This window comes from Streptomyces sp. NPDC058092, from assembly GCF_042884935.1.
GTDB lineage: Bacteria > Actinomycetota > Actinomycetes > Streptomycetales > Streptomycetaceae > Streptomyces.
The window spans coordinates 178654-196494 of record NZ_JBHVSY010000008.1 but is presented as its reverse complement, the minus strand read 5'-3'; the positions used below and the strand labels follow the sequence as shown (position 1 = coordinate 196494).

19 protein-coding genes are annotated in these 17841 nt (G+C 70.0%); 9 read left to right on the top strand and 10 right to left on the bottom strand.

Annotated features, from left to right (window positions below; genetic code table 11):
• Positions 1–39 precede the first annotated feature (39 nt).
• The 3 genes from ACFVV1_RS16020 to ACFVV1_RS16010 are packed head-to-tail and all read left to right on the top strand — an operon-like array spanning position 40 to position 3709.
• The gene (locus ACFVV1_RS16020; RefSeq protein WP_389989812.1) at positions 40–993 is read left to right on the top strand and encodes a DUF1177 domain-containing protein; all 954 of its coding nucleotides are present in this window, start codon (positions 40–42) and stop codon (positions 991–993) included.
• A complete protein-coding gene (locus ACFVV1_RS16015; protein ID WP_389989811.1) occupies positions 993–2384 on the top strand; it encodes a cytosine permease in 1392 nt (463 codons plus the stop codon). The genes ACFVV1_RS16020 and ACFVV1_RS16015 overlap by 1 nt, the downstream gene beginning before the upstream one ends.
• A complete protein-coding gene (locus ACFVV1_RS16010) occupies positions 2381–3709 on the top strand; it encodes a M20/M25/M40 family metallo-hydrolase (RefSeq protein ID WP_389989810.1) in 1329 nt (442 codons plus the stop codon). Before ACFVV1_RS16015 ends, ACFVV1_RS16010 begins: the two co-directional genes overlap by 4 nt.
• 151 nt (positions 3710–3860) lie before the next feature.
• Here ACFVV1_RS16010 and ACFVV1_RS16005 read toward each other — a convergent pair whose 3' ends face one another.
• Positions 3861–4430, bottom strand: coding sequence for a hypothetical protein (locus tag ACFVV1_RS16005; protein ID WP_389989809.1), 570 nt, complete (start codon positions 4428–4430; stop codon positions 3861–3863).
• A gap of 276 nt (positions 4431–4706) precedes the next feature.
• Here ACFVV1_RS16005 and ACFVV1_RS16000 point away from each other — a divergent pair, with 276 nt between their 5' ends.
• On the top strand, positions 4707–5720 hold the full coding sequence (locus ACFVV1_RS16000; RefSeq protein WP_389989808.1) for an ArsR/SmtB family transcription factor: 1014 nt from the start codon (positions 4707–4709) through the stop codon (positions 5718–5720).
• Between the two features lie 227 nt (positions 5721–5947).
• Here the strand turns inward: ACFVV1_RS16000 and ACFVV1_RS15995 are convergent, their stop codons facing one another.
• Entirely contained in the window at positions 5948–6880 is a 933-nt protein-coding gene (locus ACFVV1_RS15995; RefSeq protein ID WP_389989807.1) for a UTP--glucose-1-phosphate uridylyltransferase, read from the bottom strand.
• Between the two features lie 380 nt (positions 6881–7260).
• Between ACFVV1_RS15995 and ACFVV1_RS15990 the strand changes: the two genes are divergently transcribed.
• A complete protein-coding gene (locus ACFVV1_RS15990; protein ID WP_389989806.1) occupies positions 7261–7530 on the top strand; it encodes a type II toxin-antitoxin system Phd/YefM family antitoxin in 270 nt (89 codons plus the stop codon).
• A 254-nt stretch (positions 7531–7784) separates the two neighbouring features.
• Here the strand turns inward: ACFVV1_RS15990 and ACFVV1_RS15985 are convergent, their stop codons facing one another.
• Together ACFVV1_RS15985 and ACFVV1_RS15980 are read right to left on the bottom strand one after the other, a co-directional pair.
• The gene (locus tag ACFVV1_RS15985) at positions 7785–8252 is read right to left on the bottom strand and encodes a DUF2690 domain-containing protein (RefSeq protein WP_389989805.1); all 468 of its coding nucleotides are present in this window, start codon (positions 8250–8252) and stop codon (positions 7785–7787) included.
• 571 nt (positions 8253–8823) lie between these two features.
• Positions 8824–9186, bottom strand: coding sequence for a DUF6281 family protein (locus ACFVV1_RS15980; RefSeq protein WP_389989804.1), 363 nt, complete (start codon positions 9184–9186; stop codon positions 8824–8826).
• Between the two features lie 279 nt (positions 9187–9465).
• Between ACFVV1_RS15980 and ACFVV1_RS15975 the strand changes: the two genes are divergently transcribed.
• The 4 genes from ACFVV1_RS15975 (at position 9466) to ACFVV1_RS15960 (ending at position 13287) form a co-directional block, all read left to right on the top strand.
• The gene (locus ACFVV1_RS15975; protein WP_389989803.1) at positions 9466–10122 is read left to right on the top strand and encodes a class I SAM-dependent methyltransferase; all 657 of its coding nucleotides are present in this window, start codon (positions 9466–9468) and stop codon (positions 10120–10122) included.
• A 79-nt stretch (positions 10123–10201) separates the two neighbouring features.
• Complete coding sequence (locus tag ACFVV1_RS15970) at positions 10202–11143, top strand: N-acetylmuramoyl-L-alanine amidase (protein ID WP_389989802.1); 942 nt, start codon at positions 10202–10204, stop codon at positions 11141–11143.
• A gap of 192 nt (positions 11144–11335) precedes the next feature.
• On the top strand, positions 11336–12157 hold the full coding sequence (locus ACFVV1_RS15965; RefSeq protein ID WP_389989801.1) for a hypothetical protein: 822 nt from the start codon (positions 11336–11338) through the stop codon (positions 12155–12157).
• 122 nt (positions 12158–12279) lie between these two features.
• Positions 12280–13287 (top strand): LLM class F420-dependent oxidoreductase, encoded by a 1008-nt coding sequence (locus ACFVV1_RS15960; RefSeq protein WP_389989918.1) that lies wholly within the window; start codon positions 12280–12282, stop codon positions 13285–13287.
• On the opposite strand, the gene ACFVV1_RS15955 is transcribed toward ACFVV1_RS15960, so the two are convergent.
• The 6 genes from ACFVV1_RS15955 to ACFVV1_RS15930 form a co-directional block, all read right to left on the bottom strand.
• Positions 13280–13858 (bottom strand): VOC family protein, encoded by a 579-nt coding sequence (locus ACFVV1_RS15955; RefSeq protein WP_389989800.1) that lies wholly within the window; start codon positions 13856–13858, stop codon positions 13280–13282. The genes ACFVV1_RS15960 and ACFVV1_RS15955 overlap by 8 nt on opposite strands.
• 4 nt (positions 13859–13862) lie before the next feature.
• Positions 13863–14936, bottom strand: coding sequence for a PHP domain-containing protein (locus ACFVV1_RS15950; protein WP_389989799.1), 1074 nt, complete (start codon positions 14934–14936; stop codon positions 13863–13865).
• 114 nt (positions 14937–15050) lie between these two features.
• Positions 15051–15251, bottom strand: a complete 201-nt coding sequence (locus ACFVV1_RS15945) for a hypothetical protein (RefSeq protein ID WP_389989926.1) — start codon at positions 15249–15251, stop codon at positions 15051–15053.
• A 41-nt stretch (positions 15252–15292) separates the two neighbouring features.
• Positions 15293–15844 (bottom strand): hypothetical protein, encoded by a 552-nt coding sequence (locus ACFVV1_RS15940; protein WP_389989917.1) that lies wholly within the window; start codon positions 15842–15844, stop codon positions 15293–15295.
• A gap of 150 nt (positions 15845–15994) precedes the next feature.
• Positions 15995–17068, bottom strand: coding sequence for a prenyltransferase (locus tag ACFVV1_RS15935; RefSeq protein WP_389989798.1), 1074 nt, complete (start codon positions 17066–17068; stop codon positions 15995–15997).
• Entirely contained in the window at positions 17065–17820 is a 756-nt protein-coding gene (locus ACFVV1_RS15930) for a class I SAM-dependent methyltransferase (RefSeq protein ID WP_389989797.1), read from the bottom strand. The genes ACFVV1_RS15935 and ACFVV1_RS15930 overlap by 4 nt, the downstream gene beginning before the upstream one ends.
• Positions 17821–17841 lie beyond the last annotated feature (21 nt).

Genomic DNA, 17841 nt, shown 5'->3' with positions numbered 1-17841 from the left:
TCGGCCCGGGTGCCCGGATGAGCGAGAAAGTAGGGCCCCATGTTGAAGTACGTGCTGGACATCGTCGATCTGCTGGACGATCCCCAGGTCAATGGCAAGACGGTCGCCGAGTACCTCGACTCCGTCAGCGGTGCCGAGGGTTCGTCCGCGCAGGTCACCACGGTCGCCGGCGAGCAGGGCTCGACGGACTTCGTGATGGTCCGCATCCCGGGCGCCCAAGGGCGTACGTCCGGGGGCGGCGCCCGCACACTGGGCGTGGTGGGCCGGCTCGGCGGCATCGGCGCCCGGCCCGGGGTGACCGGCATGGTCTCCGACGCCGACGGCGCGGTCTCCGCCCTCGCCACCGCCGCGAAGCTGCTCGACATGCGCCGCCGCGGCGATGTGCTGCCCGGTGACGTCGTCGTCGCCACCCACATCTGCCCGAACGCGCCGACCGAGCCGCACGACCCGGTGCCGTTCATGGGCTCGCCCGTGGACATCGCCACCATGAACCGCCACGAGGTGACCGGCGAGATGGAGGCCGTGCTCTCCATCGACACCACCAAGGGCAACCGAATCATCAATCACAAGGGCCTCGCCTTGTCGCCCACCGTCAAGGAGGGCTGGGTGCTCCGGGTCAGCGAGCAGCTCGGCGAGCTGCTGGCCGTGGTGACGGGTGAGCCGTTGGTCACGTACCCGGTGACCACGCAGGACATCACCCCGTACGGTAACGGTGCACACCACATCAATTCGATCCTGCAGCCCTCCACCGCGACGGCCGCCCCGGTCGTCGGCCTGGCCATCACCTCGGCCGCCGCGGTGCCGGGCTGCGGTACGGGCGCGAGCCACGAGAGCGACATCGCGTCCGCCGCCCGCTACGCCGTGGAGGTCGCCAAGGCCTACGGCAGCGGCCACCTGGACTTCCACGACGCGGTGGAGTTCGGCAACCTCGTCAACCGCTACGGGTCGCTGGCTCACCTGCAGACCTTCGGCCGTACCCCCCAGGAGTCCTGATGGCAGCCGCCCCGCAGGCCGAGGCCGTGGCCCCCGAGGCCAAGAGCATCGGCAGCGACGACTACGCGCTCTCCCGCGTCCCGCGCGACAAGCGCTTCGGATTCTGGTCCATGCTGCTCCAGTGGCTGGCCCAGTCCGGCTCGATCTCGCAGTTCACCCTCGGCGCCACCATCGGTGTCGGCATGACCTTCGGGGACGCCTTCCTCGCCTTCACGCTCGGCGCGGTGATCCTGGAGATCGTGATCTTCGCGATCGGTCTGGCCGGAATGCGCGAGGGTCTGGCGACCCCGATGCTGACCCGCTGGGTCGGCTTCGGCCGCAACGGCTCCGCGCTGGTCAGCTTCGTCATCGCGGTCAGCCTCGTCGGCTGGTTCGGCGTCCAGAACACGATCTTCGGCAACAGCGTCTCGGCGCTGGTCGGCGGCCCGTCCTGGATGTGGTGCGTACTGGCGGGCATCGCCATCACCGCCCTGGTGATCTTCGGCTTCAAGTACATGGCCGTCTTCGCCAAGATCGTGACCCCGCTCTTCTTCGCGATGGTCGCCTGGTCGATCGTCTCGACGCTGAAGGACCACTCCCTCGGCGACCTGATCCATTCGCCGGCCCCTGGCGAGACGATTCCGCTCGCCGTCGCGGCCACCGCCATCGCGGGCGGTTTCATGACCGGTGCGATCGTGGCCCCGGAGATGACCCGGTACAACCGGAAGGGCTCGCACGTCTTCCTGCAGAGCGCCTCGTCGATGATCCTCTCCGAGTACATCGTCGGCATGACCGGTGTGCTCCTGGGCCACCTGGTCAAGAGCAACGAGGTCTCGCACATCGTGCTCTCCACCTCCGGTGCCTTCGGCGTCGTCGTCGTCCTGATGTCCACCGCGAAGATCAACGACTGGAACCTGTACGGCTCCTCGCTCGGCGTCGTCAACTTCTTCCAGGTCGTCTTCGGCAAGCGGCTGCACCGCGGCGCTGTCACAATCGTCCTCGGCATCGCGGGCACGGTCCTGTCCGCGGTCGGGATCATGACCCACTTCACCGAGTTCCTCTCCGTCCTCGGCGTCGCGATCCCGCCGATCGGCGGCATCATCGTGGCCGAGTACTGGGTCGTGAAGCGGATGCGCAAGCCGCTGGACGACACCCGGGAGTCCGAGACGCTGCCGAAGTCCTCGCCGACCTGGGTGCCGATGTCCATCGCCATCTGGATCGCGGCGTTCTGCGTCGGCAAGTTCTACGACGGCGGTATCCCGGCCCTGAACTCGCTGGCCACCGCCTTCATCCTGTACAGCGTCCTCGGCCTGCTGGGCTGGGTGAAGCCGTACGGCACCTCCACCCTGGACGACGAGGACGACGCCGCCGCCCCCGCCGCCCGCGCGACAACCCCTGTGGGAGCAGCATGACCACCCCCGACCCCACCACCTCCTTCGTCCCGGCCTCCGACGAGGCCCAGGACGAGGTCATCGAACTCTGCGCCGAACTGATCAGGTTCGACACCTCCAACCCCACCAGCGACGAGCGCGCGAGCGCCGAGTGGGTGGTGGGCCGACTCGCCGAGGCGGGCATCGACTCGGAACTGGTCGAGTCCGCGCCGGGCCGCGCCAATGTCATCGCCCGGATCGCGGGCAGCGACCCGGAGCGCGGCGCCCTCCTCGTCCACGGCCATCTGGACGTGGTCCCCGCCGACGCCTCCGAGTGGCAGGTCCCGCCGTTCTCCGGCGAGATCCGGGACGGCTACCTCTGGGGCCGCGGCGCGATCGACATGAAGGACACCGTGGCCGTCGTGCTGGCCACCGCCCGCCACTTCGCCCGTACCGGCACCAGGCCGTCGCGCGATCTGGTCCTCGCCTTCCTCGCCGACGAGGAGGCGGGCGGGAAGTTCGGCGCCCACTGGCTGGTCGAGCACCGCCCGGAGCTCTTCGCCGGGGTCACCGAGGCGATCGGCGAGGGCGGCGGCTTCTCCTTCGCCCTCGACGACACCCGTCGCCTCTACCCGATCGAGAACGCCCAGCGCGGCATGGCCTGGATGGAGCTCACCGCCACCGGCCGGGCCGGCCACGGCTCGTCCCCCAACGACGAGAACGCCGTCACCGACCTCGCCGAGTCGCTGACCCGCATCGGCCGCGCGACCTTCCCGATCCGCCTGATCGCACCGGTCCGCGCCCTGCTCGTAGAGGCGGCCCGCCTCTACGGTGTCGAGTTCGACGAGAACGACATCGAGGGCAGCCTCGCCCGGCTGGGCCCGGTCTCCGACTTCATGCAGGTGGTGCTCCGCAACTCGGCGAACCCCACCATGTTCGACGCCGGTTACCAGACCAACGTCATCCCCGGAAAGGCGACCGCCCGGGTGGACGGCCGCTTCCTCCCGGGCCACGAGCAGGAGTTGATCGACACGATCGACGAGCTCCTCCTCCCCTCGGTCACCCGCGAGTGGGTCAACCACGACATCGCGCTGGAGACGACGTTCGACGGCCCGCTGGTCGACGCCATGTGCGAGGCCGTACGCGCCGAGGACCCGGACGGCCACCCGGTCCCGTACTGCAACCCCGGCGGCACCGACGCCAAGGCCTTCACCCACCTCGGCATCCGCTGCTTCGGCTTCAAGGGCCTCAAGCTCCCGCACGACCTGGACTACGGCCGCCTCTTCCACGGCGTGGACGAACGCGTCCCGCTGGAGGGCCTGCGCTTCGGCGTCCGCGTCATGACCCGGCTCTGGCAGAGCTGCTGACCTCCACGTCGCAGCCCCGCCGGGGACGCCCCGACCCGGGCTCACCCCACGTACGCCCCCGCCGATGCCGTCGGCGGGGGCGTACGGCATCTTGATGCTGTACCGCCGCCCGGTGCGCGACTACGAGCACCGGCCCGAGAGGCCGCAGCGATTACTTGTGGTCTACGTACCACTTCGTGCAGCCCTTCTTGCCCCCCTCTACGGGGAAGACGCAGGAACGCACGGCGTAGCTCCTGCCCGTGCCCGGGATCTGCAACTGCACGGTGGGCGTCACCATCGAGTCACGCAGGTTCGCGTCCGACCAGCTCGCCTTCTTGCCGCAGCTCCGGTAGCCGCCGCCCGCCTCGATCGTTTCCTTTGAGGGATACCAATGCTTGCGCTTCATCTCGAACGTCATGTAGCTGCGCTGGACCTCGACCCTGTCGCCCGTCGCGATGTCTTCGGCCCAGCCCTTGGCCTCCTCGTCGAAGCGGGCCCCGGTCATGAGGATGGTGGACCGGCCCTTGTGATGCCTCCATTTGCCAGTGTCAAGGAAGATCTCCCAGACGGAGGGAGAAGTGCAGAACCCCTTGGCGGCCTGCGACTTCCCGGCGGCGGTGCGGGTCTGCTCGGCCCCGGACGGGGCCGTGTCAGCGGCGGCCGGCAGGCCGGTCGCCCCGAGCGCGCCCGCCGCGAGGAGCAGCGAAGCAGAACTGATCCTGGCCGTGCGGTACTTCCTCATGAAATCCCCCCGTTGTCTTCCGGTCCGTGAGCGTGCGTGCGCATCACGGTGCTCTTGGGCTACTGCGGCAATGCCGCTGCTCACGTGCTTTCTCACGCGTTCTCGCCTGTGTCGCTTGGGAGCCGCCCGGGCGAGGCTAGCGGCTCCCGACGCTGTGATGATGGGCGCTCTCGAAGCGGTGCCGCCAACCTTTTCCTGCTGCTGCAAAGGTCCACCGGGAACCGGGCGAACCTATGCCTTCGTCTTCAGCGCAGAGCTAGACGAGGGAGGGCACTGTTGCTGCGGTTCCATCTCACGAACCAGGACCTGACCCGACTACGCGTGGCGCCGCGGCCTCATCCGCTCTGGGAGATCTACTTCAGCCTTCTCGCGCTGCAGAGCGGCGAGGCGGCTTTGCACTTCGCCCCATGGCGCCAGACCGTCCGCAGAGCCCTCGCTCAAGCAGGACTGACCGACGCCGTCCACGCTCTGACCTGCCTGTATCCCCTCAACAACTACTCGCCGGACTTCCTCGTCCCCGGGGACGAACCCGTCGAGCTGGAAACGGGCCTGGACCTGCTCATGTCGACACCGCGCAGCACCCTGCAGGCTCAGATGAATGTGATGCGGCATGGCACAAAACGCCTTCCGGACTGGTGTCGCAACGTCGCCGACGGCGATCCGAACATGATGAAGCGGCTCGGTGATCTACTGAGCCGCTATCACAGTATCGCCGTCGCTCCCTACACCGGCCCCCTTCAGGAGGCGTTCGCAGCAGAGCGTGAGCTGCGTGCGAATGTCCTTGCGGAGAGCGGCGTGGAAGGTCTGATCAGCAGCTACCCGCCGCAGCATCTGGACTGGCGTGAGGACACGCTGAGCATGCACTGTTCCCTGCCCAAGGACATCAGCTTCCACGTCGACGGCCGGCCGCTGATGCTGCTTCCGTCCTTCTTCAGCCTCCAAACGACGGCGAGCGTGGCCAAGGACCGGCCGCTGACGCTCGGTTATCCGGTCACCCGCCAACTGGGCTGGCACGCCCGGACTCCGCACACCATGCCTGGCCGGCCGGCCGGTCGCCCCGCCCTGGACCGTCTGATCGGTACGGGCCGGGCCGCCGCGCTCGATGTGCTCGACAGCGCCATGAACACCTCACAGCTGGCGGAAGCACTACACCTTTCGCTGCCCACAGCCAGCCGCCACGCGGCGGCCCTTCGCGAGGCCGGCCTCGTCGCCAGTCGACGCTCCGGCCAATCCGTACTCCACACCCGTACTCCCCTGGGCACCGCGTTACTGGAAGGGCAGTCTCCCTGAACGAGCGTTCCGACCGGGCCGACCGGAACCGTCTCGGGCTCGGTAGAGATGGGCGGCGCGATCTTCGACCAAAGGCCCCTCCCGCAAGGACGTCGCCAGGATGGAAGTCCCGGTGCAGGAAGCCGACCTTGACCATCAAGATCCGTGCCGATGTCCTCGGCCCCCTCGCCCGAAACCATGGAGGCAGGCTGTCCGCCTCCCAGCGAACGCATGTAGACCGAAGCTGATCAGCTCGTGGTGGTGTCCGTACCGGATACGGGGTGGTCGCCATCGCCGAGTTCGCGGGCGAGCCGGCGCAGGATGGGCCCGTACTCGGGGTGCGCGAGGGCGAAAGCCATCTGGGCGACGAGGTAGTCCGCCGGGTTGCCGGTGTCGTACCAGCGACCGGAGATGACCTGCCCGTACACCGCACGGCATGCGGCGTAGGCGTTGATGGCGTCCGTCAGGTAGACCTCGCCTTCACGGTGCTCGTACCAGCGGTTGGTCTGCTCGCGCAGTTCGTCGATGATGCCGGGGGTGATGACGTAGCCGCCGATGGCCGCATACGCCGAGGGGGCGTCGACCGATTCGGGCTTTTCGACCAGGCCGGTGATGCGCAGCAGGCCGTCGTCCAGGTCCTCCTTGACCACGGGTACGCCGTAGCGCTGGGAGTCGGCGGGGTCCATCGGCATCAGGGCCAGTACCGGACAGTTGGTCACCTCATATGCGCGGATCAGCTGCTGGGCGCGGGGCACGTCGGCCACGAACACGTCGTCCGGCCAGAGCACCAACATGGGTTCGTCGCCGAAATTGCGGGCCGCGTTCAGCACCGGGGTGCCGTTGCCGTACGGGCCGTGCTGGTCGAGGTAGGTGATGTGCCCTTGGCGGGCCAGTTCGGCGACCTCCTCCACGGCATCGGCATGGGCGGTCTTGCCATCGGCGCGCAACTGCTCGGCCAGGGCGGGGTTGGGCCGGAAGTGGTCCTGAATCAGGGACTTGCCACCGGAGACGACGATGGTGATGTCCGTGATGCCGGACGCCACCAGTTCGCGCACGGTGTGCTCGATCACCGGCTTGTCGCCGACCGGCAGCATTTCCTTCGGGGTGGCCTTGGTCAGGGGCAGGAGCCGCGAGCCGAGTCCGGCGGCGGGGATCACAGCCCTGCGAATCCTCGGGGGCATCAGGTCTCTCTCGGTCGAACGGCACACCGTGCCGGCCGGCACGGCATCCTCCGACGCTACCAATGCGCCCGGCCGCGGAGGGCCGACAACCGTTCGTGCCGTGTCCGTCGGTCGCCGCGTTCGGCCGGCCGGCCGGGACATGGACGGCGGCCGGCCGTGCCGAGGACCGCCACGAGGTTCCGATCGGCCGACGACGCTCCCACACCACTCCGTGGTCCTCAGCCACAATCCGAGCGTGCACGCCGACTTCCTGCACGGGCTCGCAGGCTGAGAAGTACACAGCTCGCAGCCCTTCCAGACGCCCCGCCCCGGGCTCACCCACGTAGGTCCCGGTGTGCCATCTGGTGGCACTTCCTAGCACCTCGCCTACCGTGGATGCCGTGACAGCGCAGCAGGAGATCACGCAACGCGACCTGCGTAACAGGTCCAAAGAAATCATGGACGCCGTCCAGGGCGGGCAGGCCTTCACCGTCACGCGGGACGGACACCGCATCGGCGAGTTGATCCCGCTGCGCCGACGCAGGCGGTTCGTCCCGCGCGGCAAGTTCACCGCCATGTCCCGCACCGCTTCCAATATCTCGCTGGACGCCTTCCGGGCGGATCAGGACGCCACCGCCGAGCAGACGCCGGACGACCCGTATGCCCGCTGAGTACGAACAGGGACTGCTCGGCACCGACATCGTGATTCTTCGCAGATGGGTGGAGACTGAGGAGCTCCCTGCCGAGGTGGCATCAGCGCCTGCCCTCTTCTTGTCAACAGCTGAAGAACCCGCGCTGCTGTCGTCATGTCACGGCCGACCCCGCGAACAATTGGGAGGCAAGTCGTTAGGCAACGGAACGAGCCCGCCCTCCCCGGCTGTGCGCTTGGGAAGGCGGGCTCGCGTTGCCACCGGTGCTGGAGCGGCTAGTAGGAGGCGGTCCGTGCCGAGTAGGCCACGATACCGTTGTCGAACCAACCCCAGGCGTAAGAGGTGAAGTTGTGGTCGTTGACCATGTTGGTGTAGCAGCTCGTCTGGTTCCCGTTGGTGTGGCTGTACTCGCAAGAGTACGTACGGCCGTCGTTGCGGATGACCTTCGCCTTGGGGGCGCCCGCGTTATAGATGTCCCTCTTCCCGGTGATGCGGGCCCAAGCCGCCTCACACGAGGGTGAGTAGCGCAGTTCGATGACTCCGGCGGTCTGGCCGATTCTGGCGCTGTGAACGGTATACGCGTCCCCGGCGCAGTACGCAGCGGGGTCTTTGCCCGTGCAGCTGGAACCCCAACAGCCGCCCTGCGGAGCCGCAGATGCCGCATGGGCTGTTGCGGGCAGGGCAGCGAAGACGAGTCCCGTGGCAAGTACAGCCGCGGAGAAGGTGGCTCTGGTAAGACGCATCGTGCTTCCCCCTGTTTTCGCGTGTCGATGGTTCCTGTGAGACGTCGCGTCGCCCCGGTGGAACCGCTTGGTCACCGACGCTACGACGAGCCCCTATCCGAGATGAAGCCTTTGCGTCCCGGCGCAAACCCCATGCAACGCCGGTTGGTTGATGCTCAGCCCTCGTGCATGAGGGCCGTTCCCAGGGAAGTGCGGGTGTGCAGCACGGCGGAGCCCACTCGCTCGGCGGCCACCAGGGGCGCCGGTCGTGCTCTGCGGGGCCCACAGCGGCCCGCGGGCGACCGGGGAGACCAAGACGGGCGGTAATTCGGGGCCGGCCGGCGTTATCAAGCGGTGAATCCCGAAGAAGCTGGGAACGACCGTCAGGCCGCAGCCGTCCAAGTGCAGTTCCTGCTCCACTGGGTAGTCGGCCGCCAGAACGAGTAGGCGCCGGCGCACGCGGGTCCCAGGGCGGTGAGCACCACCTCACTGCGCAGGACGTCACGATGGGGAGAAGCGGCTTCCGACGGAAGCGTGTCCGGACGGACGGTGCGGTCCCAAAGCCCGCGACGGGCTCCAGCACACCCTGAACTCAATCGTGGGTGAAGTCGTAAGCGGCGAAGAACGTGGCTTCCTCGGGTGTGTCCCCGATGGCGATGGCCGCCTCGGGAGAGATGCCGTCCACCTCGTAGGCGGTCTCCGTCGTGGCCGGCTCCGCGTTCGTGTCCTGGCCGCCGGTGTCGTCACAGGGTGGTTTGGTGGCAACGCCGAGCTTCTTCCCGACCGTGAAGTCCATGTTCGCCACGTCCAGATACGATCGGTCCTGATAGGTGACCCGGTTGACGCAGGAAGCCGTTTCCTCCCCACCGCTACCGCTTTCGGCCGTGCACGCGGCTGCTGACATCACCATGGCCGCCGCCAACAGCGCGCCCGCGGTTCGTCCGGTCGGACTCATCCGTTACCCCCTCGGTAGATGCGGCGAAGAGCAACCTGCCCAGGCAGGTCGACCACCTTCGCGCCCAGTAGACGTCAGCAACCCGGATCAGGTTCCCTTGCTCCTCCGCCCGCACCCGGGCGACCGTCTCCCGCTCCTCCAGCACACCCACGCCCCGAAGCCACCGGCCGCCTCCACGTCGTCCAGGACGCCCCGCCGATACCGTCGGCGGGGGCGTACGGCACGATGGGGCGCCGTCGAACGCGTGCCCCGTAGAACCGTCCCCACCAGGAGGAACCCGTGCCCGCCGAGTCCGTCGTCGAGCCCGAGCCCGAGATTCTCGCCGCCTTCCGGGCCGCCAAGGGCTTCATGCCGGTGGTCGAGGGGCTCGCGCTGTACCGGGCCGCCGTCGAGGCCGCCGCGCTGGGGCTGCCGGTCCTTGAGGTCGGGACGTACTGCGGGCGCTCCACCATCCTGCTCGCCGACGCCGCGCGGGCGGCCGGTGTGACGGCTCTCACCGTCGACCATCATCGTGGCAGCGAGGAGCAGCAGCCCGGCTGGGAGTACCACGACCCGACCGTGGTGGATCCGGAGGTCGGCCGGATGGACACGCTGCCGACGTTCCGCAGGACCCTGCACGCGGCAGGTCTCGAAGACCATGTCGTGGCACTGGTCGGACGGTCTGTGCAGGTCGCGGCCGTGTGGGGCGGGAAGCTCGGTCTCGTCTTCATCGACGGCGGTCACACCGACGAGCATGCGAGCGGTGATTACGAGGGCTGGGCGCCGCATGTCGCGGAGGGCGGGCTGCTGGTGATCCACGATGTGTTCCCGGACCCCGCGCACGGGGGCCAGGCCCCGTACCGGGTCTATCTGCGGGCGCTGGCCTCCGGCGCGTTCGCCGAGGTCTCGGTGACGGACTCGCTGCGGGTGCTGCGGCGTACCGGAACGGGGATCTGAGCCGGGTCGGGTACGGGGCACGGGCACGGGTGCGGGCGTCCGGGCCGGTCGGCCGAAGGCGCCCCGATAGCATCGCGGGGTGCCGTACGACGAGAGCGTTCCCCCCACCCAGCGCCGCCGGCCCCTGCTCGCCGCCGCGCTCGCAGCCGTGTGCCTGACCGCCGTGGGCTGCGGCGCGGGCGATGCCGGCGGCGGGGCGCAGGCCCGGCCCCGGCAGGGCGGCAGTGGTACCTCCGCCGCGCCGCCGTCGGCCTCGCCGTCGAAGAGCGCTCCGGCGCCGGGGAGGACGTCCGCCTCCCCCGGCCCGTCCGCGAAGCCCTCGAAGTCCACGGGCGGCCGGGCCACCGGGCCGCTGTCCGGGAAGACCGTCGTCATCGACCCCGGGCACAACCCGAACAATCATCTGCACACCCGCGAGATCAACCGCCAGGTGGACATCGGCACCACGTACAAGGAGTGCGACACCACCGGGACGTCGACCAACTCCGGTTACGCGGAAGCCCGGTTCACCCTCGACGTGTCGCACCGGCTGCGCACGCTCCTGCGGGCGCAGGGCGCGAACGTCGTGCTGACGCAGGACAACGACCGCCCGTACGGGCCCTGTGTCGACGAGCGTGCCCGGATCGGCAACGAGGCCGAGGCCGACGCGGTGGTCTCGGTGCACGCGGACGGTTCCGCGGTCGGCAACCGCGGCTTCCATGTGATCCTTCCCGGGCTGGTACGGGGCGGGAAGGCGGACACTTCGAAGATCGTCGAACCGTCGCGCGATCTCGGCACCCGGATCGCCGGTCTCTTCGTCCGCGATACCGGAAGTGCGCCTTCCAATTACGTCGGCGCCAATAGCGGGTTGGACATCCGCAAGGATCTGGGCGGACTGAATTTGTCGACCGTGCCCAAAGTGTTCATCGAATGCGGCAATATGCGTGATCCGAAGGATGCCGCCCTGCTCACCAACGAGGGCTGGCGCCAGAAGGCGGCGCAGGGCATTGCCGATGGCATCAGTAGCTACCTGAAGGGGTAGAACGCGGTAGTTCTGAGGCGAAATTGGGGGGAAGTGCGTCCAGCGTTCGGGCAGGGGCACGACCCGCCCGGTCAGACGATAGATTCATCCGTACGATGGGGAGCCGCTCCCGCGCTTCGTGCCGTGCCCGCCGTACCCGTACAGGCGGCAGCGAAGACCGCCCCGACGAGACGACCGACTAAGGACCTTCACGTGAATATCCGCTCCCTCACTCGAGGCGACGGCGTGGTGATCGGAGCAGCGGTGGTGCTGTTCGTCGCCTCTTTCCTCGACCTCTCCGGCTTCGACTGCCCTGCGCGCCTCAACTGCTCCAGCTACAACGCTCCGAACGCCTGGGACGCACTCGGGGTCCTCATGAGCGTCTTCCTGGCCGGAATCATCGGTGGGGCGCTGGTCGTTGTGGGCCGTTCCATGCCGAGCCGCAAGGTCGTCGGCCTCGATCTCGGTCAGTTCGGGGCCGCGTTCTGTGTCTTCGCGCTGTGGACGGCGTTCTGGACGACGATCGACGCCAGTGACGCGGGCGCCGGCATGATCCTCGGCCTGCTCGCGGCCATCGTGCTCGCGGGCGGCGCGGTCGCCACCCCGCTGGTCCCCGCGCTCAAGGCGCCGCTGATGGGCGCCCCGCGTCCGCAGGCCGTGCAGCCGCCGTACGGCGGTCAGCCGCAGCCGGGCCAGGGGTATGGCTACCCCGGCGCCCAGCAGCAGCCGTACGGTGCGCAGCCGGGTCAGCAGCAGCCGTACGGTGCGCAGCCGCAGCCCGGTCAGCCGGAGCCGCAGAACGCCCAGGCGACTCCGGCGGCCGGTGCGCCGGCCGGTGACTTCACGCCGTTCTGGTTCGCGGTGCCGGTGGCCCGCCCGCTGTACGGGGAGGACGGTTCGCCGTCGCCGATCGCCGAACTGGCGCCCGGCACCTGGTACCTCGCGGTGGAGCAGCGCGGTTCGGCGCTCATCGCCCAGACGCAGGACGGCCGTCGCGGTGTGCTCCAGGACACCACGGGCATCCAGCGCGGCTGAGTCCACGCGCCGGCGGTACGAACAGCGGCCTCTCGCCCCTTCCGGGCGGGGGGCCGCTGTCGTACTCTCCGTCCGTGCATCAGATGACTGACGTAGCGTCAGAAGTGCTGGGAGGCAGCGGAATGCGGCTCGGACTCGCGCTCGGCTACTGGGGCCGCGGCCCGGACCCCGCCCATCTGGAGCTCGCCCAGGAGGCGGAGGCGCTGGGGTACGCGTCGGTGTGGACGGCGGAGGCCTGGGGCTCCGACGCGTTCACCCCGCTGACCTGGATCGCCGCGCACACCTCCCGTATCCGGCTGGGCACCGGCATCGCGCAGATGGCGGCGCGTACCCCGACCGCGACCGCCATGCACGCCCTCACCCTCGACCATCTCTCCGGCGGCCGGATGATGCTCGGCCTGGGGCTGTCCGGGCCACAGGTGGTGGAGGGCTGGTACGGGCGGCCGTTCCCGGGGAGCCCGCTGACCGCGACCCGCGAGTACGTCGACGTCATCCGCCAGGTGCTCGGCCGCGAGGCCCCCGTGGAGCTGGACGGGCGCTTCCACTCGCATCCGTACAACGGTCCGGACGGCACCGGTCTGGGCAAGCCGCTGAAGCCGATCACCCATCCGCTGCGGGCCCGGCTGCCCGTGCTGCTCGGGGCGGAGGGGCCGAAGAACATCGCGCAGACGACGCGGATCGCCGACGGCTGGCTGCCGTTGTACTGGTCGCCGCTGCGCACCGAGGTGTACGAGGCGTCGCTCACGGACCTGCCCGACGGATTCATGATCGCGCCGATGGTGCGGGCGCGGGTCTGTGACGATGTGGCCGAGGGGCTGCTGCCGGTGAAGGCGATGCTCGGCTTCTACATCGGGGGTATGGGGCACGCGGCCCGTAACTTCCATGCCGATCTGATGGCGCGGATGGGTTTCGAGGAGGAGGCGCGGCGGATCCAGCGGCTCTTCCTCGAAGGGCGCAAGGAGGAGGCGGTGCTGGCCGTGCCGGATGCGTTCGCCGATGAGATCTCGCTCGTCGGTCCGCGTCAACGCATCGCGGAGCGGCTGGAGTTGTGGCGCAAGGGGCCGGTGACCGATCTGCTGGTGACGGCGCCGGACCCGCACACCCTGCGGGTCCTGGCGGAGCTCAGCTAGCACCCGGTCTGGCCGGGTCCGTCGGCCAGGTCCGGGTGGCGACCGGGGTGGGGCGTACGCGTCGTCGTGTGGCGGTGCGCTCCCAGGGCTGGGGGTCGGGGTAGGTCAGGAGTTCCAGGGTGCTGCCCCACGGGGTGCGCAGATACGCGAACCGGTTGCGCTCCCCCGCCTCGGGGCCCGGCAGCGGCTGTGCCTCGGCGAGCAGCGAGGCGCCCGCTTCGACGCAGTTCCGTACGGCCGTGTCCAGGTCGTCGGCGTAGAGCGCCACGTGCTGCCAGCCGAAGTCGCAGGGCAGCACCGGGGGTTCCCGGCTGGGGCCCTCGAACTCGAACAGCTCGATGCCCGGGCCGTCGCCGGGGAGGGCCAGCATCCGGATCGCCAGCTGCTGGGTGCCCGCGGGGACGCCGAGCCGCCGCTCGACGTCCCGTCCGCCGAGCGGCCCGTCGTGGCGGCGCAGGGCGTCGTACAGCACCTCGGCGCCGAACGCCCGGACGAGGAAGAGGGTCGCGGTCTCCAGATCAGGGACGGTGACCCCGATGTGGTCGATGCCTCGCACGCTTGTGGCCGTCATGGCTTCACCGCTCCTGTCCCGGGGCTGCGCCGACCGCCCCGTCCGCCCCGGAGCGGGCCCGCTCCGGGGTCGTGCCCCCGCTCGACCAGGCCAGCAGTTCGCCGGCCGGCCATGTGGTGACGACGCGTTCCGCCGGTACGTGGCACTCCTCGGCGCGGGCGCAGCCGTGGATCTGCCAGTCGAGCTGTCCCGGCGCGTGGGCGTCGGTGTCGATGGCGAACAGGGTGCCCGCGTCGACGGCGCGGCGCAGGAGCCGGCGGGGCGGGTCGAGCCGTTCGGGCCGGCTGTTGATCTCGACCGCCGTGCCCGCCTCCGCGCACGCGGCGAAGACCTCGTCCGCGTCGAAGCGTGATTCCGGGCGGCCCCGGCCGGTGATCAGCCGCCCGGTGCAGTGTCCGAGGATGTTCGCCCGCGGATGGCGTACGGCCGCGAGCAGACGTCTGGTCATCGGCGCGGGGTCCATCCGCAGCTTGGAGTGTGCGGAGACCACCACGACGTCCAGCTCCTCCAGCAGCTCCTCCTCCTGGTCGAGGGAGCCGTCGGGGAGGATGTCGCACTCGATGCCGGTGAGCAGCCGGAACGGCGCCCAGCCCGCGTTGAGCTCGGCGATCACCTCCAGTTGGTGGCGCAGCCGCTCCGGGGAGAGCCCGTTCGCCACGGTCAGCCGGGGCGAGTGGTCGGTGAGGACCGCCCACTCATGGCCCAGTTCCACCGCGGTGCGGCCCATCTCCTCGATCGGGCTGCCGCCGTCCGACCAGTCGGAGTGGAGATGGCAGTCGCCGCGCAGCAGGGCGTGGAGGCGCTCGCCGCCCTCGGGGAGCGGGCCGGTCTCCTCCTCCAGCCGTTGCAGGTAGCCGGGCACTTCTCCGGCCACCGCCTCGCGGATCACCTGCGCGGTCTTCGGCCCGATGCCCCCGACCGACTCCAGCGAGCCGTCCGCCACCCGCTGTGCGGTCTCGCCGTCCGCCATCGCCGCGACGGCGCCGGCGGCCGTACGGAACGCCTGGACGCGGTAGGTGTCGGCCCCGCCGCGTTCCAGCAGAAAGGCGATCCGTTTCAGGGCGCGGACTGGCTCCATCGGCACCTCCACGGGGGCCGCCGGACACACGGGCTGTCCATTCCAGCTTGGCTCAGCACCGCCGCGCCCGCACAGCGGACGGGAGACCGGCGCCCGCACGGCAGCCGGTGGGGCTCAGCCGAACGCGGCGCGCTCCAGCCAGAGGTCCAGCAGCTCCGCGTCCCCCAGCACCTCGACCCGGTCGCTGTCCGCCGGGAGGCGCCGGTCGAAGACCAGCATGACGTCGGTGAGCGGGCCCCGCAGCGCCACGGTCGCCTTCTCATGGGCGCGCCGCCGGGCGAAGCCGTCCTGGCGGTCGTGTCGGAGTGCGCTCATGACACGCACCCCGGTTCGGTCAAGAGCCGGGACCCCATCGATCATCCGCCGAGTTGCGAGGTGGTGGGCACCTTGTCCTTGACCTCGGCGCCCGCGCTCCTACCCGCGTCCTTGATGTTGTTGATCACGCTCTCGAACGCGCCGATGTCGCCTGCGCCCGCCTCTCCCTTGCGGAGTTTGCTGCCGAGCCCCTTGAGCGATTCGATGCCCGCCGTGAGCGGCGCGACCGCCTTCGACAGCAGCGGATCACCCTTGGCGTTGACCGCCGCGGCCTTCAGCCGGCTGTAGACGAAGCCGCCCGCGAGTCCGGCCTTGACGAGGGCGAACGTCCGCCCGTCCGCGCCCTTCCTGAACGTGCCCGCGCGGTACGGCTTCACGATCCACTGGTACGTCGCACCGGCCGCAAGCCCCGCGTTGGCGACGAACCGGGTCTTGGCGAACTTCTGCGCCTGGGCCGAGGACGTGACGCTCGGGGACGCGGAGCTGCTCGCGCCGTTCTTCTCACCGCCGCCGCACGCGGTGGCGCTCACCAGTACGGCGCAGGACAGCAGCAGCGGGGCGAGCAGACGGCGGAGCGGTACGGAACCGGTCACGGCGGAACTGGGCACGGCGGGCCTCCCTGGCCGGACACATCACGACGACCTCTACGGTGAGTGACGGACACCGGCACTCTCGGTAAGGCTCGCCCGGCCCCGAGCGGTATGCCACTCGGGGCCGCCGTCCGGGTACCCCGGGGGCATGGTCTAGCCGCAGCAGTCCGGTGCCAGTCCGTGCGGCAGGTGTTCGCCACTGAAGACGGCGGTGGTCGCCTCGTCGCCGCCGAGCGCGGCCACGGCGAGCAGCAGCGAGCCGGCGGTCCAGGTGGTGAGCTCCTCCGGCCAGAACGCCCGGTTGCCCTCGAAGACGTACCCCGTCCAGTACATGCCGCCTTCGGCGCGCAGGTGCTGGATGGACTGGAGGATCTCCAGCGCCCGGTCGGACTCACCCATCACCCAGAGCGTCAGGGCGAATTCGCAGCTCTCGCCGCCGGTCACCCAGGGGTTGGGCAGTACGCAGCGCACCCCGAGGCCGGGGACCACGAAGCGGTCCCAGCCCTCCTCGATCCGCTCCTTGGCGGCCGCTCCGGTGAGCGCGCCGCCGAGGACCGGGTAGTACCAGTCCATGGAGTAGCGGCTCTTGTCGAGGAAGCGTTCCGGGTGACTGCGGATCGCGTGGGCCAGCGCGCCCGTCGCCAACTCCCAGTCGGGCTGCGGCTCTTCGCGTCGTTCGGCGAGGGCGAGTGCGCAGCGCAGCGCCTGGTGGATGGAGGAGCAGCCGGTCAGCAGCGCGTCGTCGACGGGGGTTCCGTCGGCTTCGCGCTTCCAGCCGATCTGCCCGCCGGGCTGCTGGAGCCGCAGCACGAATTCGACGGCGGCGAAGACGGTCGGCCACATCCGGTCGACGAACGCGTCGTCGCCGGTGGCGAGGTAGTGGTGCCAGACGCCGACGGCCACGTACGCGCAGAAGTTGGTCTCCAGCCCGCGGTCGGTCGGCCGTTCCGGGTCGCCGTCGTGGTAGGCGGCGTACCAGGAGCCGTCCTCGTTCTGGTGCCGGGCCAGCCACTCGTACGCCCGTTCCGCGGCGGCATGCTCGCCCGCGGCGTCGAGGGCCATGGCGGCCTCGGTGTGGTCCCACGGGTCGAGGTGGTGGCCGCGGAACCAGGGCAGCGCACCGTCGTCGCACTGCGCGGCGAGGAGGGCGGCGACGGTCTCGGTGGCCTGCTCGGCGGTGAGGACTCCGGGCAGTACGAGGTGTTCGGTCTGCTCGGGAGTGGTCACGCCTCGGCCCTGGAGAGGTCCTCGGCGGCGGCCGCGGGCAGGTGCGGCTTGGTCGCGTACGCCACGAAGCTCTTGCCGACGACGGGGTTGAGCAGCTGCTCGGCGACCCGGGTGGCCATCGGCTTCTTCATGATGTCCCAGACGAGCAGCTTGTGGTACGCGCGGACCGGGACCGCTTTGTCGTTGTCGACGCCGAACGCGCACTTGAGCCACCAGTACGGCGCGTGCAGGGCGTGGGCGTGGTGGGTGCCGTACGGCTTGAGGCCGGCGCCCCGGATCTTGCCGAGCAGTTCGTCGGCCTTGTAGATGCGGATGTGGCCGCCCTCGACCTCGTGGTAGGCGTCGGAGAGCGCCCAGCAGATCTTCTCGGGGCCGTAGCGCGGCACGGTGATCGCGATCCGGCCGCCGGGCCTGAGGACCCGGACCATCTCGGCGAGCACGCCCTTGTCGTCGGGAATGTGCTCCATCACCTCGGAGATGATCACGACGTCGAAGGACTCGTCGGGGAACGGCAGGTTGAGCGCGTCGCCCTCCATCGCGGTGGCGGTGGCGCCCTCGGGGGCCTCTCCGGCCTCCTTCATCGCGGCGAACCACTTCGCGACCTCGCGGATCTCCTCGCCGTTCCGGTCGAGGGCCACGACCTGGGCGCCGCGCCGGTAGCACTCGAAGGCGTGGCGTCCGGCGCCGCAGCCCAGGTCGAGCACCCGGTCACCTGCGGCGAGCGGGAAGCGGGTGAAGTCCACGGTCAGCACGAATGCCTGCTTTCGCGGTCG